This is a genomic window from Pelagicoccus mobilis (genome assembly GCF_016595505.1).
Lineage (GTDB): Bacteria > Verrucomicrobiota > Verrucomicrobiia > Opitutales > Opitutaceae > Pelagicoccus > Pelagicoccus mobilis.
On sequence record NZ_JAENIL010000042.1, the window covers coordinates 1 to 25,096 of the forward strand.

At 53.2% G+C, this 25,096-nt stretch carries 13 protein-coding genes and 1 pseudogene; 3 read left to right on the forward strand and 11 right to left on the reverse strand.

Features of this window, described 5'->3' with window-relative positions:
• Positions 1-21: 21 nt before the first annotated feature.
• The 5 genes from JIN87_RS19870 to JIN87_RS19890 form a co-directional block, all read right to left on the reverse strand.
• Positions 22-795, reverse strand: coding sequence for an EI24 domain-containing protein (locus JIN87_RS19870; protein WP_200357365.1), 774 nt, complete (start codon positions 793-795; stop codon positions 22-24).
• A gap of 95 nt (positions 796-890) precedes the next feature.
• On the reverse strand, positions 891-1,787 hold the full coding sequence (locus tag JIN87_RS19875; RefSeq protein ID WP_200357366.1) for an alpha/beta hydrolase: 897 nt from the start codon (positions 1,785-1,787) through the stop codon (positions 891-893).
• Positions 1,788-1,888: 101 nt separating this feature from the next.
• Complete coding sequence (locus JIN87_RS19880; protein ID WP_200357367.1) at positions 1,889-3,547, reverse strand: tetratricopeptide repeat protein; 1,659 nt, start codon at positions 3,545-3,547, stop codon at positions 1,889-1,891.
• A gap of 266 nt (positions 3,548-3,813) precedes the next feature.
• The gene (locus tag JIN87_RS19885) at positions 3,814-6,513 is read right to left on the reverse strand and encodes an AfsR/SARP family transcriptional regulator (RefSeq protein ID WP_200357368.1); all 2,700 of its coding nucleotides are present in this window, start codon (positions 6,511-6,513) and stop codon (positions 3,814-3,816) included.
• 117 nt (positions 6,514-6,630) lie between these two features.
• Complete coding sequence (locus JIN87_RS19890) at positions 6,631-7,185, reverse strand: sugar O-acetyltransferase (RefSeq protein WP_200357369.1); 555 nt, start codon at positions 7,183-7,185, stop codon at positions 6,631-6,633.
• Positions 7,186-7,311: 126 nt separating this feature from the next.
• On the opposite strand from JIN87_RS19890, the gene JIN87_RS19895 reads away from it, so the two are divergent.
• Positions 7,312-8,223, forward strand: a complete 912-nt coding sequence (locus tag JIN87_RS19895) for a kappa-carrageenase (protein WP_200357370.1) — start codon at positions 7,312-7,314, stop codon at positions 8,221-8,223.
• 107 nt (positions 8,224-8,330) lie between these two features.
• Here the strand turns inward: JIN87_RS19895 and JIN87_RS19900 are convergent, their stop codons facing one another.
• Positions 8,331-14,606, reverse strand: coding sequence for a glycosyl hydrolase (locus JIN87_RS19900; protein WP_200357371.1), 6,276 nt, complete (start codon positions 14,604-14,606; stop codon positions 8,331-8,333).
• Between the two features lie 854 nt (positions 14,607-15,460).
• Here JIN87_RS19900 and ppk2 point away from each other — a divergent pair.
• Positions 15,461-16,459, forward strand: coding sequence for a polyphosphate kinase 2 (gene ppk2 / locus JIN87_RS19905; RefSeq protein ID WP_200357372.1), 999 nt, complete (start codon positions 15,461-15,463; stop codon positions 16,457-16,459).
• 12 nt (positions 16,460-16,471) lie between these two features.
• Here ppk2 and JIN87_RS19910 read toward each other — a convergent pair whose 3' ends face one another.
• Positions 16,472-19,258, reverse strand: coding sequence for an alpha-L-rhamnosidase-related protein (locus JIN87_RS19910; protein WP_200357373.1), 2,787 nt, complete (start codon positions 19,256-19,258; stop codon positions 16,472-16,474).
• Between the two features lie 104 nt (positions 19,259-19,362).
• On the opposite strand from JIN87_RS19910, the gene JIN87_RS19915 reads away from it, so the two are divergent.
• On the forward strand, positions 19,363-20,217 hold the full coding sequence (locus tag JIN87_RS19915; protein WP_200357374.1) for a helix-turn-helix domain-containing protein: 855 nt from the start codon (positions 19,363-19,365) through the stop codon (positions 20,215-20,217).
• A 436-nt stretch (positions 20,218-20,653) separates the two neighbouring features.
• Here JIN87_RS19915 and JIN87_RS19920 read toward each other — a convergent pair whose 3' ends face one another.
• The 4 genes and pseudogenes from JIN87_RS19920 to JIN87_RS19940 all read right to left on the reverse strand — a co-directional run bounded on the left by JIN87_RS19920 (position 20,654) and on the right by JIN87_RS19940 (position 25,096).
• The gene (locus JIN87_RS19920; protein WP_200357375.1) at positions 20,654-21,154 is read right to left on the reverse strand and encodes a chemotaxis protein CheW; all 501 of its coding nucleotides are present in this window, start codon (positions 21,152-21,154) and stop codon (positions 20,654-20,656) included.
• Between the two features lie 63 nt (positions 21,155-21,217).
• Positions 21,218-22,582, reverse strand: a pseudogene (locus JIN87_RS28340) (alginate export family protein).
• A 185-nt stretch (positions 22,583-22,767) separates the two neighbouring features.
• Positions 22,768-24,357: a methyl-accepting chemotaxis protein gene (locus JIN87_RS19935; protein ID WP_200357377.1), complete on the reverse strand. Its 1,590-nt coding sequence runs from the start codon at positions 24,355-24,357 to the stop codon at positions 22,768-22,770.
• A gap of 298 nt (positions 24,358-24,655) precedes the next feature.
• Positions 24,656-25,096, reverse strand: a complete 441-nt coding sequence (locus JIN87_RS19940) for a hypothetical protein (RefSeq protein ID WP_200357378.1) — start codon at positions 25,094-25,096, stop codon at positions 24,656-24,658.

A 25,096-nucleotide genomic window follows, 5' to 3' on the forward strand; every position in this document is an offset into this window, starting at 1 on the left:
GGGCTGAAGCACCGCGCTACGTTATTTTCCGAGTCGCTTAGGGGCGTCGTACATCGTGTTGGGACCGCTTATGGCGGCGGCGATGATGCCGTAGGAGGGGGCGAGGAACCAGCCGATGATGGGGACGAGCATCATGATCATGAATCCGGCTCCGTTGCCCATGGCGTGCCACTTGTGTCGGTAGGAGTGCCCAAGACTGGCTCGGATGCCGATGCGACGCCGTTCGAGTACCGGATCCATGAAGGCGGCTCCGGCGAAGTATGCCTGAGTGATGATCATGCCGATGAAGTAGATGACTGTCCCTGCTACTGGGAGTAGCCAAAGCAGCCAGCAGACGACGGTGAGGAAGAGCGAGATCGCTAGTGTAAGGATGCTGACCATCGAACCGCGGTAGATATCGTAGATGAGGCCGCCGATCGAGAAACCGGGCCCCTTGCTGCCGTGGTATTTCTCTTCTGCGGTTTCGGAAATGAGCCCGATGAAGGGGGCGTAGATAATCATGACTACGCTGCGGTAGAGCAAGTAGGAGAGGTAGATCCCGAGGAGGCCAACGATGAAGCCTAGGATACCCCCAACCCATTCTGCGACTTCGCTCGGGAGCCACTTTTCCCCGATCAGCACGCTCAGTTCTTGGATTCCGAAAAAGGTGCCGCCGAAGAGGCCTCCCACTACGAGCGGGAAGTAGAGCATGCTTAGCAGCCCGGGAATGATGAGATGTTTCCACATCCCTTCTTTCCAGACTAATCGGTGGGCGTATCTGTAGGCGCCAAGCCCTCGCATGAACGGTTTGATCATCGGGGTAAGGGCTAGATGAGCCTCTCACCCTTGTCGATGCTATGTTCTCATTGCTTGTAGGGTGGCGTAGATGTAAGGGGCGGGACTTTAAGCATCTATCTCTTGAGGTATTCTTTGAAGAGAAAGGGGAGGCCACGGGAGAACGTTGGGTATTTTACGCCGGCGTGGTGATAGCCATCCATGATATGGAACTCGTATTCAAATCCTTCGTACCCACGATTTGCAATTAAGGCGTCGAAAGCTTTTGCTTCGTACACCCAATTGATTTCGGTCTCTGGTGCTCCGACCGTCATGAAAAGGCGAGTGGGGAGTGGAGTTTGAGGCTTGTCGAGCCAGAGTTCTTGGCTATCGCCCCAAAAGTACTCGATCTCGCGCTGCATGATCCAGCGGCGTCCCCAGAGAATCGCTGGACTGCTGGCAATGTGGCCCTGGAATAGTTCGGGTTTTTCAAACATGGCGTAGAGCGAAAACAATCCGCCGAGAGAGGCCCCGGCCAAGGCGCGAAAGGAGGAATCAACTCGAAGCTCGCTTTCGACCTTTGGAATGACTTCCAGTTCAAGGAAGTCCAAGAATGCTTTAGCGTCTCCACTGCTTTTGTCGAATTTGTCACGTACTGGAGTATAGTCGATCTGGCGTAGGGTACCGAGATCTGGATTCTCTCCAGCGTATCCAATGCCAACTACAATAATCTCAGGAATGTATTTGTCGTAGATTAGCGAACTTATCATCGAGTTGATGGCGTTGAAATCCCAGTAGGGATCCAGTAAATACAAGACTGGATACTGTTTGTCTGGATTAGCTGTGTAGCTTTCGGGGAGGGCGATGTTCAACTCGTAGTGTTGGTTTCTCGTTCTGCTAGTGCTGATTGGAATCCCTGTATTAGTGGAGGATCTGATGGATTCGCGGGCCCAGTCGGCAATGTTGAATTCGGTTTCGTCGGCTGCGAGAATGGTTGGGAGTAGAGCGAGAAGGAACGTGCCTATTTGTTTCATGAAGCGATTACGTAGCACGGCACTTTGGTCCGCGTATCTTCAGGTGGTTTGTTTCTGCAATGTGAATACGCGGGCTGAAGCACCGCGCTACGGGTTCTGCCTCAGTTAACCGGGGCGCAGAAGCAGGAGGAGCTGGGGAGAGTGTCAGCGTCTTTCCACGCTTCGGCGAACTGGCCGGAGAGGCGAATGGACTCGGCGGAGTTTTTCTTTTGGGCGAGCAAGGCGTTTTGCAGGCCGAGCATTCCCCATCCGTTGCCTCGGTTCCGCTTTAGGTCTTCGCGGTAGACTTCTTCGGCTTCGGCGTAGCGTTTTTGCTCCATGAGGAGGGCTCCTAGGGCGTGGCGTACGGGGAGCATCCAGCCGGGTGGCTCGTCGTAAACGAGTTGGTCTTCTGCTTCGGCTCCTTTGCGGAGGATGGCGTAGGCTTCGTCGTATTTGCCTTCGCGATACAGGAGCTCGCCTTCGATCATGGATTTGGCGATCGGGAGTACGTTCGCGATTGGGTTGTTGAATACGTGCCAGTCTTCGGGGACCGCTGCCATGGCTTCGTTGAAGTGTGCCATTTCGATGCGGGCTTCTTTAGTGCGACCGAGTGCAGAGTTGGCGATGGAGCGTGCGTAGTGGCGAACGGCGTTGCTCACTAATCGATATTCTGGGTACGCAGGCTCCTTCAGGACTTCCTCCCACTTGCCGAAGCGGATCATGACGTGGAAGGTGGTGGGCATGATTCCTTCGATGAGGAAGGCGAGCTCTTTGAGGGCTTCTTCGGGGACTTCACGCTCTAGGTCGCGGGCGGCGGTCATGGCATCGTTGTAGCGGCCTGACATCATGGCTGAGTAGGCGAGGAAGTGAAGGTTGTGGGCGTAGTAGATGATGTAGTTTGTAGGTGGAGGCGCTAGCTTGAAGTACTTGCGATCGACATCGACCGCTTGGATATTGGAATCGACGGCGTCGCTGTAACGGCCGATTCGCACGTAGATGTGACCGGGCATGTGGACGAGGTGACCGGAGCCAGGGACTAGGGTGCGAAGGATGTCGGCTGACTTTTCGGCACGGTCGGGATCTTGCGAGGCTTCCACGGCGTGGATGTAGAAGTGGTTGGCTCCGGGATGGCGGGGATTGAGCTTTAGAGCGGTTTCGATGGCGGCTACGATTTCGAGGATGCGGTGGCGTGGGTTGCCTTCATTGTCCCAATAGTCCCAGGCTTGCATGTCCATTAGGGATTCGGCGAAGAGGGCGGCCACGTCGGCATCGTTTGGATGGGTGGCGTAAGCTCGTTCCATGGCGTCCGCGTAAGCTTGGTCGAGGTGCGAGCGATCTTCCGGAGCCGGGTACTCGTAGCGTTCGGAAACTGCTCTGATGAGAGCGGCTTCGACGGGCGTAGTGTTCTGGATGAGGGAGAGCGCCTTGTCGGCAGCTTCGCGGCCGGCTTTCGAGCGTTGGTCCGTCATCGCTTGATCGTTGATGTTGATCCCGTGGGCGTAGGCGATGCCCCACCAGGGCATTGCGGCGGTGGGATCGGCTTCCGCGGCGGCGTGGAAGGAGCGGATGGCTTCGTCGTGATTGAAGCCGTAGAGGAGCTGCATGCCTTGGTTGAACCAAGTCTGGGCTTCGGTGGATTCGGTTGTGATGGGGCGGGTGAAGTCCCCCATGTTCTCGTAGAGGCGGCTTCCTTCGGAGGAGGCGTGGGAGAATGTTGAGAGCAGTAGGCTAGCGAAAAGCGTAGCGACAGGCAGAAGCCTGGAACGGTGGACGGTCATGGCAGGTACGATGGTGGTTGGATTAGGAGCGTTCAGCGGAAAGCAAGCTCGTGTTGGTTAGAGCGCCCATACTAACCGATGACCGTTTCTGGTGCGTTTCCTGTGCGTTTCGAGGGGGAAAACGGTGTGTTTTTATTAACAGGGATCCAGCTTCGCTGGAGCAGGATGCCTTCGGCAGCAGGTTCGAATTTCCCCTGTTGAATCCTGTTCACGCGTTAGCGTGATCCTGTTTGCCAGAGGCAATCCCTGATTGTTTTGCGTTTGATCTACCGTCCTAGACTGAGTTCTAGGTCGGGGATGGGAGCGAGTTCGTTGTTGGCTTCCCAGGTGGCCAGGGTGCGGCGTTGCTCTGCGAGTCGGGAGTTGTTGATCGCAAGGAGTCGCTGAAATTCGGGTTCGTTGTGGAGGGACTTGGTGAATACCTCAGTCGCGAAGTAGCTGGCGCAACCGCCAGCGTCGATGTAATCTTGGAGAACTGCGTAGGCTCCCTGTTTGTCACCCAAGGCGAGATAAACGTGGGAGTCGAAATATTGGTAGCCAATCTGAGAGAGCCGAGTTGCCTTGGGTAGGAATTCGATCAGGCGTTGACCGAGGGCTTCTGCCTGTTCTTGGCGCCCATTCAGGTGTAGCAGGTAGGTGTAGTCTATGAGCTGTATGCAGTTCTTTTGGTTTATCGCAACATCCGTGGCGCTGATCCAAGGGTAGGCCACGGTGAATCCATTTAGCGCCTCCGCGAACGCGCCGCGTTCCACCGCAGCAGCTGTGACTTCATAGACCGACCAATCGAAGAAGATATCGCTCTGTTTTAGAGCTGCGAAGCTCGCTATAGACTCTTCGGTCTGGCCGCGGATTTTATGAATGTAGCCCTTGAGGAAAGTTACTTTGTGAGATGCGGGGGCCACGGCGATATCGCGTTCGCTCCACGAGATATAATTTCCTTTGTCTCCGAGTTTCAAGTATGCCCATGCGATGCTAGAAGAGAGATCTTGATTGGTTGGGTCTAACTTGTAGGCAAGGCGATATAGGCGGATGGCTTCGTCATAGCGATTGAGGCTGTAATCGTAGAGCGCTCCGAGGCGATTGATGGCAAGGCTGTTCTTTGAGTCGTCTTTGATAAGCTCGCTCAATAGCTTTTTTGCTTCGCTTACTCGATTTAGCGACATTAGGACATTGGCCAGTTCGATGCGGTTTTGCGAATCGACGGGGGCTAGCTCCACTGATTTTTTTGCGAGTTCAAGCGCCATTTCCAAGTCGCCGTATCGGTAGTGTCGGGAAATTGAATACAGCAGGTACGCATCGGCGTTGTTTGGGTCTAACTCGATCGCTTTTTCGTAAGCTCGCTCAGCGGCTACGAAGTCTGTTTCGTAGGACTTCATGTAGCCGAGTGAGACGTGAGCATTGCTTAATCCGTTGTCCAGTTGCAGGGCTTTTGCTACATGTGACCTAGCGATGGCGACTTGAGCCTCGACTGGTTTCCCGCTGAAATGGATCTGTCTCAAATAAGAGAGCGCAATAGCGGTGTGAGCTTCCGCGAAGTTAGGGTCCAGCTCTAGCGCGTTCTTGTAATGTTCGATCGATTTGGCGAGGCCTTCGCTTGTGCTATGAATGCCGCTTGCTCGTCCGTAGAAGTAGGACTCGAGGGCGGCTAGGTTTTGAGTGGGCGGTTCGTTCCTTGAGTCTTTGGACTGCGGAAGGAGGACGCCTTGAAGCTCGGAGGTTATTGCCGCTGTGATCTCATTTTGTAATTCGAATATGTTCTCGGCAGTGGTTTTTCGGGTGTAGTTCTCGGCCCATAGATGAAAACCTGAGTTTGCATCAATGAGCTGTATATTGATTCGTATTTGATTTCCCTGACGCTGGATTCCTCCTTCGATGATCGTGGTCACTCCGAGTTCCTTAGCTATCTGCTTGAGGTCCTTTTCGGTATTCCGATATTTGATCGTCGAGGTTCTAGAGATTATGTCGAAATCCTGGATACGGGATATCTGAGTAATGAGATCGTCGTGGAACCCATCGGCGAAGAACCGATCTTCTTCCTTTTGGCTGCGAGTGTCGAAGGGGAGGACAGCGATCGAGTTTTTGGTGGTGGAGGAGGAGGGGCTCTTGTCTCTGAAGAAGAATAGCAAACTCAGTGCAATCGCACAGCTTAAGGCTAGGAGAGGAAGAGTGCCGAGATGGCGTGCTTTGGTTTTTGTGGGAAGAGCTGTCGGGGCTGACTCTCGTGCAGGGGGGTGGTCGATTTTTGGGGGTGCAGCGGTGGCGATTCTGTTTCGCAGAGCGCGGATCTCATCGCCGGGTTCGATCTCGAGCTCCGCTCGCAGGTGCTTTTCGTAGGACAAATATGCTTGGAGGGCTGCAGCCTTATCGCCGCTTTCCGCGAGTAGTTCTATATGGGTACATTGGCTCGACTCCGATAACGATTCATGCTGTATCCGGATTTTGGAGTAGTGAATCGCTTGGGAGATATCCCCGTCCTCTCGGAATTGGTCGATAAGTTTCTTGAATGATTCGTCCGCTCTTAACCGGAGGCTTTCCCGTTCTGGTTCGATCCATTCGTCGTGGAATTTCGGAAGCAGACTGCCGCGGTAGCGCTTGCACGCGGACTCGAGTTTCTCAGCTGACAGATCCGTTTCGAAGCGGACACGATCGACTTCGCACTCGGGATCGTCGCGCAGGGAAATCGTCTGTTTGTCGATTTCGAGGAAACGATCGATCTCCGGGAGGGCTTGGCGGATTCCGTAGAGCAGGTTGCGTAGGTTGGTGAGCGCTTGTTTTTCTTCGGAGTCTGGCCAGAAGGTAAAGGCAAGGTGGGAGCGGGACTGCGGCTTGCCTTGATTGAATGCGAGGTAGGCGAGCAGGGATTTTTGCCGCTGCTTCTCGATGGCGGGACAAAGCGCGCCCTCCAAATGGAGTTCGAAGTCGGCGAAGAGGTGGATTCGCAGATACGGTCGTGCGCTGTTGCTCACAAATTGGTATTTAGGCAGTTAGGTGTTGGATTCGTTGGACAATCGAATCCAATCCTCCTTTTGCGAAAATTCCAACCTCTGATTTTGCTTTGGCTGTAATGGCCGCTTCTGAACGCTCTAGAGCTCTTTGATCACGCGGCAGGGATTTCCGGCGGCGACGACGTTGGCGGGTATTGGTTTGGTGACTACGCTGCCGGCTCCGATAACGGAATTGTCGCCGATCGTGACCTTGGGCAAAATGATCGATCCGCCGCCGACCCACACATTATGGCCGATCTTAATGGGGTGTCCAAACTCTTTGAACGCCTTTCGATCCTCTGGATCTGTGGGGTGTCCCGCGGTGTAAACCTGAACGTTGGGACCGAACTTAACATGGTCGCCGATTTCGATGCGGTTCACGTCTAGCATCACGCAACCGTAGTTGGCGTAGAAGGCTTTGCCGGCGTGGATGTTGTAGCCGTAGTCACAGCGGAAAGGCGGCTCGATGAAGGTGGTCTTGTGGTAGGAACCGAGGAGCTCCTTGAGCATTTTGGCTCGTTCTGCGAACTGGTCAGGAGAGGTGGCGTTGTAGGCGTAGGTCGCTTGGCGTGCGGAGAGGCGATCATCCGAAAGCTCTTTATCCATCGCGCTGTAAAACTCTCCGGCGAGCATCTTTTCTTTTTCGGTTGGCATGGGGTGACAGTGACGTGCGTGGCGCGAATGGTGAAGGCGTAAATTTGATTGCCGCGCGCTATCATTTGAATGGTTCACGAGCAGAGGGTGTTTTGAATTGTATACAATTCTGGCAGCGTCTGGGACATGATTCGGCAACTGTCTGTTTTCTTCTCTGTTATTTTGGTTACTTCGCTCTCGGCGAAGGACGTTCAGCCGGTTGGTGTCGGCGGAAATTGGAAGCTAGTCGAAGCGTTTTCGGACGAGTTCGATGGGAAGGCGATCAATGAAAAGAAGTGGGATCACCGGCTCAAGCCTTGGGGCGAGCGTTCTTGGACTCCTGACAATGTCTGGCAAAAGGATGGGAATCTGCACATTCGAGCTCGTTATGAGGAGCACGCTCGGAAGGGGAAGGAGTATTTCTACAAGATGGGGATACTTCGATCTCGGCAGAAAACGACTTACGGTTACTTCGAGGCGAGGATCAAAGGCTGTGATCGTTTCCCCGGGCTATGTCCGGCGTTTTGGCTGTATAGTTATGGGGTGGACCGAAATCCCGACTACCCGCATGTGACTTACAGCGAAATCGATATCGTGGAGATGCAGCAGAACAACTACCTGAAGGAGCTCAAAGGTAAGGCGCCGGTGAACCACATCGACTGCAATCTGCACACGCGGGTGTTGGATGAAAATGGAGTTGAGAAGTGGATACGCCCGCAGCAGCGGCCAGACCTTTGCGCACATCATTACACCGCGCCTTGGGATCCGCGGGACGACTTTCATCTCTATGCTGCGGAGGTGACTCCCGATAAAATTACCTGGTACATTGATGGCAAGGAGGTGGCGAGCGCGGAAAATGTGTATTGGCACCTGCCGATGGCGGTCACCTTGACGATGGAAGCTCGTCCTCCACTGATAAAGTGGGCGAATGGTGGTCGGGTTCCGGTGCCTGAGAATGTGACGCCAGAGGGCTTTCCGACTGAGATGGTGGTGGATTACGTTCGTGTATGGGAACGGATCGATTCGTTCGATTCTCCTATATCTTCATCAAAAAACTGATCGAGTTGGTTTGGTTGATCGCTATTGGATGACGAAATCGGGGTATATTGTGAAAGCGCCCGATGAATCTGCATCGGGCGCTTGTATGTAGGGCTGTTGGGTTCCGTTTAGAGACAAGGTCCTAGATTCGTCCATCCGGACCTGATTCCTGGCCTGAAGCCTCGAGCACGCTTAGACTTGTGCCACCATTTGCGGAACCTGTCTCGCTTGTGCTTGCCTTCCCATTTCCAGGCATGGCCTCGGAAGGTTACAATATCACCCAAGTCGTAAGCGGTACGGCGATTCCATTTCGGGGCATCGCATACTGGATCGTTTACCGTGATGGTCGCTTGCGCGAATACGTCGCCTAAGGAGGCGGTGACTACGAAACTGCCGACCTCGGTCGCGGAGAAGAGACCGTTTTCGTCCGCTTCGGTCCAGACTGGCGTGATTGCCATCGGGTCTCCGAATTGGTCAAAGCCTTGGGCAGTGAATTGCTGGCTTTGTCCTAGATCGATGGATACGGTATCCGGGGATACTATGATACTCTCGAGTACGAGTGGGGTCTCATCTGCTGCGCAGGAATGGTGTGGCGAGTCTTTCGCTCCGATCTCGATCGCGTAGGTGAAAAATACGTCTATGAGATCACCTGCGGTAGCGTCGATTTGTAGGACGTGTACTCCGTCACCTTTGTCGCTCATTCGAGCGTTTTGTTGCGTGCCTCCGTTGACGGTGTAGTGAGCATCAACCCACTCGGATCCGAGATAGGAGGTGAATACGAGTTCACGCTCGCTGATTGACCAGCCGTATTCCTCTTCTTCGCCCGAACATATGTTTTCCGCGGGTTCTGGGCAGTAATGAGTCGACGAGTCCTTGGCACCTATTTCGAGTGCGTAGGTGAAGAACACTTCCACTACATCACCTTCGGATTTGGTGATCGGGGTGATGTGGATGCCGTCTCCGATATTTGACATGCGCAGGTTTTGCTGCGGACCGCCGTTTATCTTGTAATGGACGTCTACCCACTCAGACCCGATATTGGAATCGAAGACTATCTCCGTATCAGTGATATACCAGGTATAGTCAGCCTCGTCTCCTGTACAGCCTGTTAACACGGGCTCCTTGCTGAAGTATATGTTGTCCAGGAATACAGTTCCGTTTCCGTCGAACTTTAGCTGGAAGACGCTTGTGAGGTCGACAGGCGCGAAGTCCGTTAGCGGAATGTCTACGCTAACCCATTGGCCTGGAGTGATCGGGAGCGCATAGGGCGTTTCAACGGGACCAGGACTGATGAGGTAGAGGTTTAGAACGGTGGAGTCAGCTGTCCAGAAGTCGAGGTGCAAGCTATCCATGCCAGAGACATCCTGCGGGTTTCCGGCGAAGTCGGTTCCTTGGTAGTTGAGCCCTGAATACTTGAGCGCGTTGTCTCCAGCTATTTCTTCGTGGGTGACTACGGTTGCTTGTCCCCAGAATGGGTTGAAGTTGACGCCGTCGATAGCTGTGTAGGCGTCGCTGTAAAGAGCGACTACGCAGTCCTCGGGTAAGGTTGGCGCTGGCGCGGCTTCGCTTGGCTCAGTCGGATCTTCTCCGCTCCCGCCGCCTACGGTGCAGGCGTGATGAGGCGAGTCTTTTGCTCCTTCTCCAAAAGCGTAGGTGAAGAATACGTCAACGATGTCGCTGGGAGCGGTGGTGATAGCCTGTGTATGGACTCCGTCGCCAGCGGCGAGCATGCGGATGTTTTGCTGTGCTCCTCCGTTGATTGTGTAGTGGGCATCGACCCATGCTGATCCGATTTTCGAAGTAAACACGATTTCTGTTTCCGAGATGGACCAGCTATAGTCGTCTTCCTCGCCTGAGCAGCCTGCTTCTTCAGGTGTTTTGCTGAAGTATATGTTGTCTAGGAACACCGTTCCGTTTCCGTCGAACTTGAGCTGGAAGACGTTTGTGAGGTCGACAGGCACGAAGTCGGTTAGCGGAATGTCTACGCTAACCCACTGGCCTGGAGTGACCGGGAGGGTGTACGGCGTTTCGACGGGACCGGGGCTGATGAGGTAGAGGTTTAGGGCGGTGGAGTCAGCTGTCCAGAAGTCGAGGTGCAAGCTATCCATGCCCGAGACATCCTGCGGGTTTCCGGCGAAATCGGTTCCCTGGTAGTTGAGCCCTGAATACTTGAGCGCGTTGTCTCCAGCGATTTCTTCGTGGGTGACTACGGTTGCTTGCCCCCAGAACGGGTTGAAGTTGACGCCGTCGATAGTTGTGTAGGCGTCGCTGTATAGGGCGACTACGCAGTCCTCGGGCAAGGTTGGCGCTGACGCGGCTTCGCTTGGCTCAGTCGGATCTTCTCCGCTCCCGCCGCCTACGGTGCAGGCGTGATGAAGCGAGTCTTTTGCTCCTTCTCCAAAGGCGTAGGTGAAGAATACGTCAACGATGTCACCGGGAGCGGTGGTGATAGCTTGTGTATGGACTCCGTCGCCAGTGGTGGCCATACGAACGTTTTGTTCGTTTCCGCCATTGATTGTGAGGTGAGCGTCAACCCATGCGGATCCCGTCTTCGAGGTGAATACGATTTCTGTCGATGAGATGGACCAGCTGTAGTCATCCTCTTCACCTGAACAGCCGTTCAGGTCCTTTTCGACAACCGATACGTTTGCAGTGTCGCTTAGGGCGCCGGAGCTGGCAGTCACCGTAAAGGAACCGAGGGCGATTGCATTGAAGAGGCCAGTTGCGTCGGTGCCGTCCCAAACGATGGTGGTTGGGAAGGGCGAACCAAATTGATCGAATGCCTCTGCGGTGAACTGCTGAGAGTCCCCGATGTTTAATTCTGCAGAGTCAGGCGAGACTTGGATTGTCGTAAGCACCGGAGTTACGTCTCCGACAGCGATCGTTGTGGAGCTCGAAACCGAGCCGGAAGTCGCGGTAATTTCGAAGATGCCGTTGGCGTTGCCGGTATAGAGACCGGTCTCGTCGATGGTGCCGCCGTTTGCGGTCCATGTGGGCGTGATAACCATGGTGTCGCCGTATTGGTCGAGCCCGCTCGCGGTGAAGAGCAGTGTCGCTCCTATGTCTATGGCTGGGGCAAGAGGAGACACCGACATCGAGGTGAGGACGGAGGTGGCGCGGGTCACCGAAACATCCGCTGAGCCTGATAGGCTGCCGAAAGAGGCGGTTACGGTGAAATCTCCTGTGCTGTTGGCGTTGTAGAGACCGGAGCTGTTGATGGCGCCGCCTGAGGTTCCCCAATTGGGAGAGAGGAACATTGGGTTGCCGTTTTGGTCGAGTCCGGTGGCGGAGAATTGCTGGGACTGACCGTCTTGGAGCGTAACTGGGTCTGGCGATACGGTGATCGAAGAGAGAGCGATGGCTGGGCCGTCCGCATTCGAGAAAGTGATGCGACCGAGATTGAAGCCACTCCCGATGGCTTGAGCTTGCAAGATGTGTTGTCCTGCTGTGAGTGGTATGTCTTCGACTGTGAGCGTTTCCCATGATCCCCAGCCGCTTGTGGTTGGGATCGGGATTTCTGGACCCACAGGGGTTCCGTCGAGATCGAATACGAGCGGCCCGCCAGTTCCTCCGGAGCCGTTTGCGTAGCGGATGGTCGCGTCGTAGTTGCCAGTTGCTGCTACGTCGACAGTGAACTCGAGCCATTCGCCGCTTTCGATCCACCCGACAATCGCTCCTTCGTTGGGGTCGGAGGCTGCGTCGACGCCTTCCGATGGGCGATATCCACCTTCGTTATAAACGGTTGTATCGGAATATGCGATACCTTGACCGCGTCCTCCTTCGAATTCGTCGTAGTTGCCTGCTTGGATTTCGCCTGGGATTGGGAAAGCTACACCAGAGAGTGGTACTTGGGATCCGACTTGGACGGACTCGACATTTGAGATATTGAAGGCTTCGCCGATGTAGGCTTTGGCGAAGAATCCGGGGTGTCCTGGCAGTAGTCCGGCTGTGCTCATTTCGTAAGGAGCCGTGTCGTCGGATCCGACGAGGACTCCGTCCTCAAAAAAGTCGACGCGATCAACCGGAGACGAGACAGTGACGGCTAAATCGACGGTGGCTCCGGACGGGATTTCGGTTTCGCTGACCGTTAGGTTCACAGTTAGATCGAGATCTCTGTTGGTCGCTCTACTGAAGGCTGGAACGTCGAGGCTGAAGCCGTCCGAGAAGTTAACTGTAATGGGAACGGCAGTGTAGTTGTGAGCAGCATACGTTATCTCTCCGCCGTTGTTGAATGCGGCAGCGATTGGGTAGTCGGGCGTAATTTCTTCGGCTACCTGACCGAGCGCGACCATGGCGTGCAACCAGTGGTAAGTTTGCGCGTCGGATACTCCGAACTTTAGGTCCCGCTCTCTGTAGTTGTTGTATAGATTGAGGGCTTCGGCAGGGTCTAGGAAGGAAAGGAATTTCCAATAGGTGTCGTACCAGAGGTTTCCATTGGGGATGTTTGATAGGACCTCGGTGTTTGCGGCCATACCTTGCCAGGCTTCTTGGACATAGTCTGTATTGTGTCCCAAATACAGGGATCCGCCGTGGATTGGGTAGAGCTGGATGCCGTATGAGGCAGCGACATCGGTCGTCCACCAAGTACCGTTGTCGTAGCCGCCTCCCCAGACACGAGCAACCATTTCGTACGCATAGGAGGGCTGGAACGTGCGGTCGTTTTGGTCGAACCAGTATTCGTTTACGGACGAGTGTTCAGAGGTGTAGAGGAAGATGCCGAGGTCGCGTATCTCGTCGTTGCCAGTAACGGCTCCCCAGTGGATGAGCGAGGAGTTGAACTGCATGGACTCGGAGGTGGACTCCTGGTCGTTGCCAAAGGGCTCGGTCGCGAATCCATTGGCCCACGAGTGTCCTGCGTATGGGCTATAGTTGCGAAGGAAGGGGAACATGCTGTCGGTGCGCGATGGGTTGGCGGCGTCGCGAATGAGCATGTTGATCATATCTCCCCAATCAGCCGCCCAGCCTGGGTAGTATTGCTCGAGGACGGCTGCGGCGTGGATAAAGTAGCCCCAATGGAAGTGGTGGTCGTTTATGTTAGTATCTTGACGGTGGCCCGCAGGGTAGCCGATGAGGGCGTCCCAGTCGTCGTTGTAGTAGAAGAGAAAGGCGACTTCTCCTGATTCGGCTGTGAGCCAATCTTCTAGGCGCTCTTTCACGGTTGCGAGCATCTGGTCGCGAGCTTCGATGTTTCCTAGCTGGTCCGCGATACGAGCGGTTTGCACGAGGCGATTCATCACTTGGCCTTCGTTGTAGGAGTCGGTCCAGGTCGCTAGTGTGTCGGCCTTCATTTGTTCTATCACTTGCGCGATCTCTGACGGGTCGAAGGAGCCGCTGTATTTTGCGACGTCGGGCATGGTTGGCAGAATTCCGCTAAACCGGATTTCTGTGGAAAATGTGTTTGAGGTAAGGGTTCTCATTTCGCCGCGAACCGTTTCATAGGTGTAGGGGCCAGGTGTTGTGGAGCTCGGCGCGAGATTGGCCCAGTGGTGCGGGAGGATTCCCCAGAATACGGTGTTGCCCGGTCCTTCCATGACGGTTGGCGTAATGATGAAGTCGGTACGGACGGTGGAAGTGGTTTCGTCGTAAGTCCATTCGATGCGAGTGTCCGTAGGGAATGAATACGCATAAGCTTCGAAGTACGGAGCTGCAGATGCCATCGTCATTGACGCTGGTACCATGACCATGGACCAGTAGTTTTGTCCGTTGAGATCGGAGGTATACTCGTTCCCGGAAGCACTCCATGTCGAGCCCGCGGGGCCGTACACTATATAGCTTGCTCCGCCAAAATTGTTTTCTATGAGCAGCTTGTTTTCGCTAATGGATACGCCGGCTTCATTGAAACCGATCTTTATGCGGGCCAGGTCTGCGTCGCCCTTGGTGAAATACGTAAACGGCATGCCGTGCCCCATAAGGGCGCTAAAGTCGTGAACGCCGTCGTTCCAGTTGATGGTCGCGGTCCAGTCCGAATGGTCGGATGCGGTAGAAGAGGGGGCGCTTAGGTCCACTACCCCGACGGTGATTCCCGCCACGTCGCTCATGGGCTGGCGGTACTCTGTCGGGGTGCCTCCTGCAGGCATGGTGTAGTTGACCACCAAGCCTTGCGGGAGCGAACGGTATGAAAGCGGGTAGTTGAAAGCTTGGCCTCCATGTGACTGTTTGAGGAGATTCGACCACCAGTCGTTTGTGGGAACGGGCTTAGAAGCCGCCGGACCGCTTAGGTAGGGGGTGCCGTCGGGAAAGCCGTTGCGACCTGCTTCATCGACCCCTGGAAATTCGGTCGTGTAGCTACCGGAGCCGATGGGTACTATTGTTTGCGCGGAGGTAAGGGCCGCAATTATTAGAAAGAACGAGAGCAGTGTGAGTTCCTTCAACCAGGTGAAGGTATTCATGGAGCTTCTTTTCATGATTGTATTCAAGTATTGGGGTGTTTTTCGTACGCCTATCTGAAGGGGGCGTCGTATGCGGATCGCATGTTTCGTAGGAAGTTATGGGTACAAAAGGACTCTTTTGGATGCTTGTGAGCATTCAATTCAAGTTCCTGAAGGGGTGAAGGTCGTCTTGGGGCAATAGTTTGCCGAGCGTAGTATCTAAGGTACTACGTACGAATTTCATTCCATCACCTAGTTGGCAGACTTTCAGAGCCAAGTGAGAGGCATCGAAAGCGTATTCACTCTAAATTACAGTGGATCGATATCCTTCTGAACGGTCGTCATGTGTGGATCGTCGTTTTGGGGTTGGAGAGTTCTTTAGCGGGCACGAGTTAGATCGTTGGTTCGAAGTTCGAGCTAATTCGCAGAACTGAAGTTGCATTAGATTGCACCTTAAAGTTGTTGGTATGAAAGCTCTCTTCTTTGGAATTGCCAGCCAAAAAGGTGTAAAATGAACAGAATACCTAACCCGTATTGTTTGGTCGAAGGGCGTTGCAACGCGTGTTGTAGGCACAGATCGGCGCTCGCTGAGTGTGATCGAATATGTGAAATGATCCCTAGCCGAGCGTGCGAAAGAAGCTTGGTTGAAGCTACCCTAGAAAACTGAAGTTCTGCACATGTGGGAGTCAGTCCTGCGGAGCTCGACTCCGAAACCGTCCCATCCTTGGTGCTTGCTGTGTCTGGATTTTGAAGAGCTGTCGCATTCCGGCCGGGCATGGACGGATTGAACTTTTACCTCAGCGATTTGAAAGAGTGTGTGCTTGAGGATAGGCTTGTAGCAAGAGCTACCGGACTGCCCGAATTTGGCGAGTGTACTCTAGGAACAAACAATGAAAGCGAAACTCCCTATGAATGATAAACAACCCAATTCGGAAGCTCCGAATGAAAACGTAGAGGCTAAGGCATTAGAGGCTGAGCCTGCAGTTTCTTTTCCTATGATCGGCCTGATCGCGGACCAGATACGGAAGAGCGTTCCTCGAAAGCTGGTGGAGGTTGTTAATTCCGTCAGCGACAAGAAGCAGATGATCGGTTCGAGCTATCCTTATCAGCGAGCCATCAAAAAGACGGATTATGAGGAGGAGCTGGAGAAGCTTCAGATCGAGCTGGTCAAGATGCAGGCTTGGGCAACCAAGAACGATGAGCGAATTGTATTGGTTTTTGAAGGACGGGATGCCGCTGGAAAGGGAGGGACGATTAAGCGGTTTACGGAGAAGCTTAATCCGCGTGGAGCTCGGATCGCTGCGTTGGCGAAACCGACGGACGCGGAGAAGGGGCAGTGGTATTTCCAGCGTTATGTCGCGCAGTTGCCGACCTATGGTGAAATCGTGTTTTTTGACCGGTCTTGGTATAATCGAGCGGGGGTGGAGCGAGTGATGGGTTTTTGCGATAATCGCGAGTACCTGGAGTTTATGCGTCAAGCTCCGGAGTTTGAGCGGATGCTTGTTAGGAGCGGGATTCGCTTGTTCAAGTTTTGGTTCTCGGTAAGTCGGGAGGAGCAGCTTCGTCGCTTCATGTTGCGTGCCAAAGATCCGCTCAAGCAGTGGAAGTTGAGCCCTATGGATGTGGAATCGCTTGGGCGCTGGGATGAGTACACTGAAGCGAAGGAAAGCATGATCTTCTATACGGATACGGCTGATGCTCCTTGGACGATCATTCGTTCGGACGATAAGAAGCGAGCCCGCCTCAATGCGATAAAGCATTTCCTCAGGACCGTGTCCTATGATGGGAAGGACGAGAGTTTATTGGATGACTTGGACTCTCAAATCATTGGCTCGGCTCAAGATATTTACGAAACAGGGGAGCGTGTTCAGGACGGGAAGAAAGATTAGCGACAAGTTCGGTTAGGCGAGTTCGGTCTGTTCGAATTTGCTTGGGACGACAGAAACGTCTACTCCTGGGGGTGCGTCTATTTCGAATGAGTAAGATCTTTCATTTTTTCGTATCCATTTAACTGATAAAGCTCCTTTGGGGTGTGGAAAGGAGCTTTCGGCAAAATCGATTTCTGGACTTAGAGTTGGGTCGAGTATGAAGCGGTCTGGGTTGCCGGGTGATTCTTGTCTCAATCCGAGAGCGAAGCGGCTCAGGTACACGGCAGGGAAGCCGCTCCATCCGTGGCATTTGCTGCCTCCCCCTAGGGAGTGTCTCGAAAAGCACTCGGAAAGGGTACCGTAACCAGCATCGACTACGTTTTTCCAATGCTGACGGATTAGTTGTTCGGCCAAGGCGTGCTCACCGGTTTCGGCAAGGTGGGGTAAAAGATACTGGAAGAAGTAGAATTCTATGTGACCGCCGCCTTCGCCTAGGCTTATGCCCCGCTCGAAGTTGGTGTGGAGTTCGGCGTGGACGTAGGCTTCGAGACGTTCGGCGTTTTCGGGGCGGTGAATTCGGTTCACGTAGGCGAAGAGGTTCGCGTGGTTGGCCCGAGTGAGTTGCTGCTTGCCTGATGCGTCTAGCGATGCGGCGTAGCGACCTTCTTTTTCGTTCCAGAGGAGACGGGTGTATGCGTCTCGCACGCGTTTTTCTTCGGAGGTGAAATAAGTTGCTCGCTCCTCCTTTTTGATCGCTCGGGCGAGTCTGGCCGATTGTGAGAGTGTGGCGATGCGAAGGGCGTTAAGAAATGCGTTGGCTTGCCCGGTGCGTTCACTTTTTAGAACACCCCAGTCGATGAAGACCCGCATGTTTTCGGCGTCCCAAAGGCAGTCGAACGTGCTTTTCCAGGCTGAGCTTGACCACAGCTTTTCAATGGCGGGCCAAACTTCCTCCACCAAGTTTGTGTCGCCGGTCATACTCCAGTAGTCATGGACCGCTTTGATCCAGAGGAGGGAAAAGTCTTCGTGAGGCGAGGTGAGCCAGGAGGGCGCGACGGCGAGTATTTGTCCGTTGTCGGTTTGGGCTTGGGCGTAGATCAGAAGGCTACGTCGAGCTGCTCGCAGGTCGTGGTTGATCAGGCGGTGTACTTGCTGATTGACGCAAAAGTCGCCGACGTATGTCCCACGCTCTCGCCACGGAGAGTCGGCGTAGGCGTCCTCGGTGCTCACGCGAACTGTTTGCGCGGAAGCATCCCAAAGCTTGTTGAAGAAGCTGTCCGAGCATTTGAAGCTCCCTTGCAGGTCGATGGTTTGAGTACTCTTTACGTGGATATCGTGCAGGATAACTGGGGATCGACTGCCAGCTGGGAATCGGGCTGCGACCTGGATGTAGCGTCCTCCTCTGGGGTGGAAGAGCTGCAGGGTTTGGCGACCGCCTCGAAGGATGAATCGCTCTACCGTATTGACGAAGGGGTTTGTGTTGTAGAGGTGAACGAGACCGTCATCGCGTATCCACTCATCGAATGCGATATCGACGACAGTGCCGGCGGGCCCCTCGATTTCGATGCAGGCGTAACCCAAAAACTCCGTCGAGTATTCGAAATTCCATACGAAACCGGATTTTTCGTTTCCCGAGGATTTGGGGATATCTGCTAAAGGGAGGTTGCGAGTGGCATTGTCGCCCATGCGGTCCCATGCGGCGATGCGGGCGGGGGTAAGGCGGGTCCAGTCTCCGCTGTCGGGAATCCATTTCTGAGAGGAGATGGGCTTCCCTGCATCGAGCCAACCTGGAGTTTCGGACTCATCGATCAAGGGGGAGAGGAGGAATGCCCCTGTGTCTTCATCATTGATGGTGACGCCGCATCCAGTGGGGATTCCCAGAAGGAAGTCCCACTGGTCGCAGAGTCGCGAAAGCGACGATAGGTAGCCGCAGAACAGGTTTTTCCCGGCGTTGAGGGTAAGCGTTATTTCAGAGCGGTTGCCAATTTCGGGAACTTGCGTGGCTTCGACTTTCTTCCCATTTAGCCAATAGTTTCCCCAGTGGGAGCCGACTGTGACTTTCTGATCTTTGGGAGATAGGAGGATTGTCTGAAATACGCGTGCTTTTGTTGGTTCGCCATTCTCTGAATGTACGTCCGTTTCGGTGCAAAAGCCATAGAGCGACTCCTTGGCTTCTAAGCTGCCTGATGCAGTGATTCGACTCGGGCGAAGGGGAGTAAAAGGGAAGTCTGCCACTGAGCGGGCGGCCAGGTTTTTCCAGGGTTGTGCTTCGCTTTTGATGTGGATCGGAGACTCCCAGTCGGTGGTGTCGTTATCGGGGTGGAAGAGGGCTTCGTCGAGTTTGCGCGTATCGCAGATTTCAGCTGGGTTGAGGGCGAATGAGAATAGAGCTGCGTCCCGATCCCAGGCCTTAAGTGTGCGGACTTTCCAAGCTCCAGGGGTGGCGAAGGATGTATTTGAGAATCCTCCCCATGCGATAAAGCCTGCTGCTCCGTTCTTCATGGTTTGGAAGGATGACGCTCCGAAGACGTTTATCTCTACCGTTATACAGTTTGCTCCAGGACGGAGCGATTGAGCGATGTCGACAGTATCGTATTCTGGATACTCAGTTACGAACCTTGCAGGTCCAGCCGATGCGAACACTCCGTTTACGCGAAGGCGATAGCGTGTGTCGGCAAAGAGGTGCAATAGAGCTTCGGCAGGCGTTTGCTCTAGTGCGAAGTCTAAGCGAAAGAGCGTGAAGTGATTTCTGGTCGGCTTGCAGGATTCCCAGACGAAGTGGGCGTGGTGCGGTCCTGGGGATTCGGCGTGCTTTGTCATGATCCGGTGTGGGAAAAGTGCCGTAATCATATCACGAATCGTGGCGAAGTGAATGGACAGCTTGCTCTAAAACATGTACGTTTTGGCTGATTCGAAATATCGATATGACCTTGCCGCAAGTGACACGTATCTTTTCTCGCTCGGGAATTGCCAGCCCATTAGGAAGAATTGCAAACGGGGGAGTCGTTTATGGGACGCTTGGGACTGGGTTTCAGAGTTTCCGAAAATATGGTCTTTTTGGCTTGGTTCTTCTGTTTAATGGAGAAGGGAGGTATCGAGACCGTAATGGAGTTGACTGTTGTCTTGAGCCAGGCGACTTGATTTTCGTCCACCCCAAGAGGCCTCACCAGTATGGGGCGACGAAAAAGGGAATTTGGGAAGAGCTGTTTATTACGTTCGAAGGTGCCAGCTTCGAGCCTTGGTTTGATGAAGAGAGTGGGTGTTTTCAAGAACCGGTGCTGCGTCTGGGCACGCTGGAGCTTTGGGTTTCTCGTTTTATGGAGCTCCTCGAGATGGAAACTCATAGCGAGTTCGAAATGACGCGAGCAGTCTTGCGATTACATGAGCTGCTTAATGAATTGAATACATTTAGCCAGAGCCGTGGGGGACGCAGGTCTAGAAGCGAGCGGCTTCAGAACAGTATTCGAAGAGTGATTACATGGCCTTCGGGGAGGTCTGTTGATTGGGAGTCGATCGCTGCGATCAGTGGCCTTTCCTATTCCGCTTGGAGGAAGGAGGTTAAGAAGGAGACTGGCATGTCGCCTTCGCAGTACCGTCGGAAGCACTTGATGATACAAGCGGCGGAGTTGCTTCGGCAGCTTGGTTTGTCAAACGAGCAGTTGGCTGATCAGTTCGGTTGTTCTGACGCTTTCCATTTTTCGAAAATGTTCAAGTCGGTGCATGGAGTTTCGCCATGGAAGTATCGTAGCGCTTGGTTGAAGGGAACCGAAGTGGAGTAGAGCATCGCTAGGCGGTTTGTCCCTTGGATTCTGATTCGATCCACTTTCGTGAATCGGCTTCGGTTTCGCATATGCGAAATGACCAGGAGGAGTTGTGTCGACTACATATGTCCAAGTAGTACTTGAGCAGACTGAGAGTGTGTTGATTCTTTGCAATAAGTGCTAGTTCGTGGCTTCGGTTTGTTCTCGCCGCACCTAGATCTTCTGCCGCGAGGACGACCATGTCGCCAATCTTTATTTCAGCCAGGTCAGCATCTGTGAAATCCCATATCGAGTAGCTAAGCTTTTCAAAGTTGCAATCACTGTGAAACGCGGCGTTTGCGCTCCGGATATCGTGAACTCTTGTTTGTCCCCGAAATTTAAACACAATTCCATTGGGTTCTCTCGATAGATCGCAATTCATCTGTTTTGCTGATGAGCCTTGTTAATACCTAGGTTAGGAGATGGGGAGCTGTAGGTCTCTATCTTCTGTTACGATCTCTTCTATGTTGAGCAGGGTCTTAATTCCGTTGCCGACTTTCGCAATTCCGAGACTGCATTGGTTGCCTTCTGAGGACCCCAATTCAGGGAAGGGCTCAATTGCGTCGTGGGGTATGTTAACGACTTCTTCGACTCCATCCACCATGAGTCCAAATAGGCTGTTTGAACCGGCTAACTCGATTACGATGACACAGGTTCGGTCATGGACTTCGCTCGCGGGTACTTCGAGCTTAACTCGCAGGTCCATCACAGGTATCACTTTCCCACGTAGATTGATCACGCCTTTAATATAGGCAGGCATTCGAGGAATCTTTGTTACTTCTTGGATGTGTATGATCTCCCGAATTTTTAGTGCTTCGATTCCATAGGACTCACTCGCTAATTTGAAGGTGAGAAATTTGACCGTCGAATCTGATTCCGTTGTGCTGCTTACTGCTTGTGTGTGTGATGTATCCATTTTGAAAATTCGAATATGTTGCTTGTTTTGCTCGGTTTCTAGGAAGGAGTAGCCTTTTAGTAATCAATAGGTGAAGACAGCTTGGGCGTAAGCGAAACGGATGCTTTCGCTTGCTCCTGTTTGCTCGATGAAATCGTCCGGTCTGAGGTGGCTAAGCCCGAACAGTAGGTTGACGTGATCGCTATATTTATGGCTGATGCTTAGGTCTAACTCGTTCCCCACCTTTCGACTGAGCCCGTTGCCCGGTTCGCGTGCGACTGCACCTCCCGCGTTGTAGAGTGCGTCGGTGTCGCGCGCTCTCCTGAATTGGTGGAGGGCAAGTGTAACGGTGGTGCGCTTCGTCGCTTGCAGGCTAACTCCTTGGCTGTATGAAAGCGTGTTCTTGCGACCGACCATATCAATGTATCCAAGGTAGGCGTGCCCGAGGGGAAAGAGTTGGTCGAAGGTCCCGTCTTTGTTGTCTTCAGCGGACCGGTCGCCGCTGGCGTAGTCGAAGCCAATCCAGATGCGCATGTTTTTGGGAAGGGCTTTAGAGCGATAACCAAATTGGGCTGCGAACATGGATGCATCGATCTCTTTGCCCATGCTGGACCCGGTTTGCGTGGCGAACTCCGCTTCGTAGTCGAGATTCAAGCTGTCGGACTCACCATGGATGCGGGCTCCGAAGGTTCGTCGGGTTTCGTCTTTGGCGTCGAGGTCGCACTGGAGGAAGTAAATGTCTCCTTGTTTCTTGGACGTTAGTTAGAGTCCGCTTAGTTTGTTTCCGTGATCGCTCTCGTTGAAGTCATACTTATCGACTGGGACGTATCGTGATGCGAAGGCTTGGAGCGAATAGCCTTTTTCTATGTAGATGGCGTTTACTCCATCCCAGCGATGGTTCGCGTTGGCCCAGGGCAGGGGGCTTACGAGTCGCTGTTTGCCGAACTTAAACTGCTGTCGGCCGATCCGCGTTGTTAGTTTTCCGTCACCTATTCTGAAGGACAAGTCTGCGAATCCGTTCAGCAGATCGAAAGAGTCTACGTCAATAGAACGCTTGCCTCCGGGGAGGTCACGTTCCGTTGCCAGGGCACTGATGGCTTCCACGAATACACGGAATCTCTCCCCAGAGTGGATGTCCACGTGTTGAACGACTCGTTGCAGCAGTACGACATCCTGATCGTTGGCTGGTGTCCCGAATGCAAAGTTGTCCCATGCCTCTACGCGTTCACGCCATTGTCCGCCGAAGCTCATCCAGATTTCACCATTGGCGGTGGGCGAAACGTATTTTAGCTTATCGAACTTGTCTCGATGTTCTGATCTGGAAAATGTTGACCAGTCTTCGTTGTAGCGAAGAAGTGAATACTGAGGTCGTTCACTTGCGTGAATCGTAACTGATAGTATGCTCAAGAGCGATACGTAGATTCTGAAAAATGGAAATTTTGTTTTCATTATAACCGAACTCCTCTAGGGAGCTTTTTATTTGGATTCCAACTGAGGAAACTCCTGCGTCATAGTAAGTAAGGCCCTGCCAGCACGTCCTGAGATCGGACATGCCAGCTTTTGTGTGGCAGTTTGTGTGGATCCTGATGTGCGTGCTGAGGCTCTGCTCAGCGCGCGAGTGTTCACTTGCTGCTTTAGTTACGCGTCATCGCTGGCGTTTCGTCCCATTCGACAGATTGAAAAGAGCGAGATCTTGTTTCGTTGATCGTGGGGAAATTCTCGGACGATAATGTTGCTGTTTGTTTCATCCGACCTGTGTGGTCGTATTCAACTTTTGAGGAAGTCTGCTTTGAGCCTCCAATCACTTCCGTGAGTTCAGCCACTATTCTGTTCATTGCTTCGGCTTGAGCGTGGAGTTCTTCCGATGCGCTGGCAGACTCCTCTGCGTTGGAGGCATTGCTTTGCGTCACGTGATCCATCTGAGTGACCGCTTTGTTGATTTGGGCAATGCCTGCAGATTGCTGACGAGAGGCGTTGGCGATGTCGCCGACGAGATCGCTACTTTGGCTGATGCTGGTTACGATTTTTGTGAGAGTAGAGCTAACTTCCTCAGCTATCTCGACGCCATGGTTCGAGTTTTTGACTGATTCTTCGATCATGCCTGCCGTGTTTTTGGCCGCATCCGCCGACCTCATGGCGAGGTTGCGTACTTCATCGGCAACTACGGCGAATCCAGCTCCTGCGTCACCCGCTCGTGCTGCTTCGACAGCGGCGTTGAGGGCGAGGATGTTGGTTTGGAAGGCTATATCGTCGATGACCTTTATGATCTTCGCGGTTTCATCGGAACTCTTTTGAATTGTGAGGATGGCCTCGTTCATCCTCTGCATTGCTTGGGTTCCTGTGCTCGCGGTCTTCCGTGCGTCTTGCGAAAGTTCGTCTGCCTTGCGAGCGCTGTCTGCGTTTTTCTGGATCATGGATGACATCTCCTCAAGGCTGCTGGAGGTTTCTTCTAGCCCCGCAGCTTGTTCGGTGGCGCCTTCCGCCATCGATTGTGAAGAGGCCGCGACTTGTCCAGCTGCTGAACTGACCTGTTCGCCGCCCTCGCGTAAGCCAGCTATAGCTCGATAAAGCGGGCGCGTTATGCTGCGGGTCATGAAGAATGCGAGACCGAGACCAAGGAGAACTGTAGCGGCAAGGCTGACGTAGTTGGTCGCGAGCGTATCTTTGCGAGCCTGCCGGGCATTCGTTGAAAACTCATCCGCTTTACCCTCCGCGAAATTTATGAACTCACCCATGGTCCCTGAAAGAGTGGCTATGTAGTCGGCGCCTTTTTCTTTGGTAATTCGCGCTGCTTCTTCGCGTTTTCCTTCACGCATCAATGAAATGACTTCGTCGCGAATCGGTTTCCACTCGATGAACATGCGTCGGGCCATCTCGACTTGCGATTGATCACCAAGGAATCGTTCTCGCAGAATTTCGAAGTCCTCAAGTGTTTCCGCCTCGCGGCTATCTACGGTAGCGCTAGCCTTGGAGATGGCTGCTTCGTCTTTGGCGAGTGCAACATCCTTCATAGAGCGGTGCATCGCCACTATGCCCATCTCGATACGTAAAGAAGCTGTGGATACGGCGTACGGGTGGTCGTAAAGCTTTTGGGTGAGACCGGCTAACTTGTTCATGCCGGTAGTATTTATCGTAGACAAAACCAGAGTGAGTGCGATCACTATGCCAAAGCTCAGTCCAAGCCTCGTTCCGATTTTGAGTTTGTTGATATCCTTTATGCTCATTGTTGTATGTGCGTTTATGCAAAGTGCTGAGTTAGTGGCTCAGTAAGATGCACAATAAAAGGATGGGAGAAGTGATTGGTGGATTTGGGCGACGTGTTCAATTTTAGAATAGTAAACAAAAAGATAAAAATATCTGAAATATGGTAGTTTTGCGAGCCGTGTTGTGATTCGAGCTTAGTAGACTGGATTTGAGATACCGGCTATCATTAGAGGGCGTCGTCAATTTTGTCTTAGAGACTGTTGCTAGTCGGTGCTCTCTGACTCGTATCCGATATCGTGTTACTCGATTGTGGGATGCTCAATTCATTCTGGTTTTGCATTGAACCGACTGCTTGCGATTGGGTCGCGATTCGATCCAATTTCGTGAATCGGCTTCGGTTTCGCATAGGCGAAACGACCAGGAGGAGTCGCATCGGGTGTTTATGTTGATGTAGTATTTGAAAAGGTCTGAGGCATCTTGATTCTCTGTTATTAGTGCCAGCTTATGGTCTGGGTTTGTCGCGGTGGACCCTAGGTCCTCTGCAGCAAGAATCGTGATGTGGCTGGCGTCGACTTGGGAAAGGTCGGCATCGATGAAATTCCAAATGGAGTAACTTAATTTCTCGAAATGCGTGTCCGTGTGGAAGATGGAGTTTGCCTGCCTTATGTCGTTGGGAAGGACAGGCCCACTGAAATCGAAGACAATGCCTTTTTCTTCTCTGGTAACGCTGAGCGTTGGGGAGTTTGGGGATCGGTCCAA

Bases quoted from the DNA above. Each gene is read 5' to 3' on its own strand.
- JIN87_RS19870 (WP_200357365.1), bottom strand. From the start codon at position 795: ATGATCAAACCGTTCATGCGAGGGCTTGGCGCCTACAGATACGCCCAC.
- JIN87_RS19875 (WP_200357366.1), bottom strand. From the start codon at position 1,787: ATGAAACAAATAGGCACGTTCCTTCTCGCTCTACTCCCAACCATTCTC.
- JIN87_RS19880 (WP_200357367.1), bottom strand. From the start codon at position 3,547: ATGACCGTCCACCGTTCCAGGCTTCTGCCTGTCGCTACGCTTTTCGCT.
- JIN87_RS19890 (WP_200357369.1), bottom strand. From the start codon at position 7,185: ATGCCAACCGAAAAAGAAAAGATGCTCGCCGGAGAGTTTTACAGCGCG.
- JIN87_RS19895 (WP_200357370.1), top strand. From the start codon at position 7,312: ATGATTCGGCAACTGTCTGTTTTCTTCTCTGTTATTTTGGTTACTTCG.
- JIN87_RS19900 (WP_200357371.1), bottom strand. From the start codon at position 14,606: ATGAAAAGAAGCTCCATGAATACCTTCACCTGGTTGAAGGAACTCACA.
- ppk2 (WP_200357372.1), top strand. From the start codon at position 15,461: ATGAAAGCGAAACTCCCTATGAATGATAAACAACCCAATTCGGAAGCT.
- JIN87_RS19910 (WP_200357373.1), bottom strand. From the start codon at position 19,258: ATGACAAAGCACGCCGAATCCCCAGGACCGCACCACGCCCACTTCGTC.
- JIN87_RS19915 (WP_200357374.1), top strand. From the start codon at position 19,363: ATGACCTTGCCGCAAGTGACACGTATCTTTTCTCGCTCGGGAATTGCC.
- JIN87_RS19920 (WP_200357375.1), bottom strand. From the start codon at position 21,154: ATGGATACATCACACACACAAGCAGTAAGCAGCACAACGGAATCAGAT.
- JIN87_RS19935 (WP_200357377.1), bottom strand. From the start codon at position 24,357: ATGAGCATAAAGGATATCAACAAACTCAAAATCGGAACGAGGCTTGGA.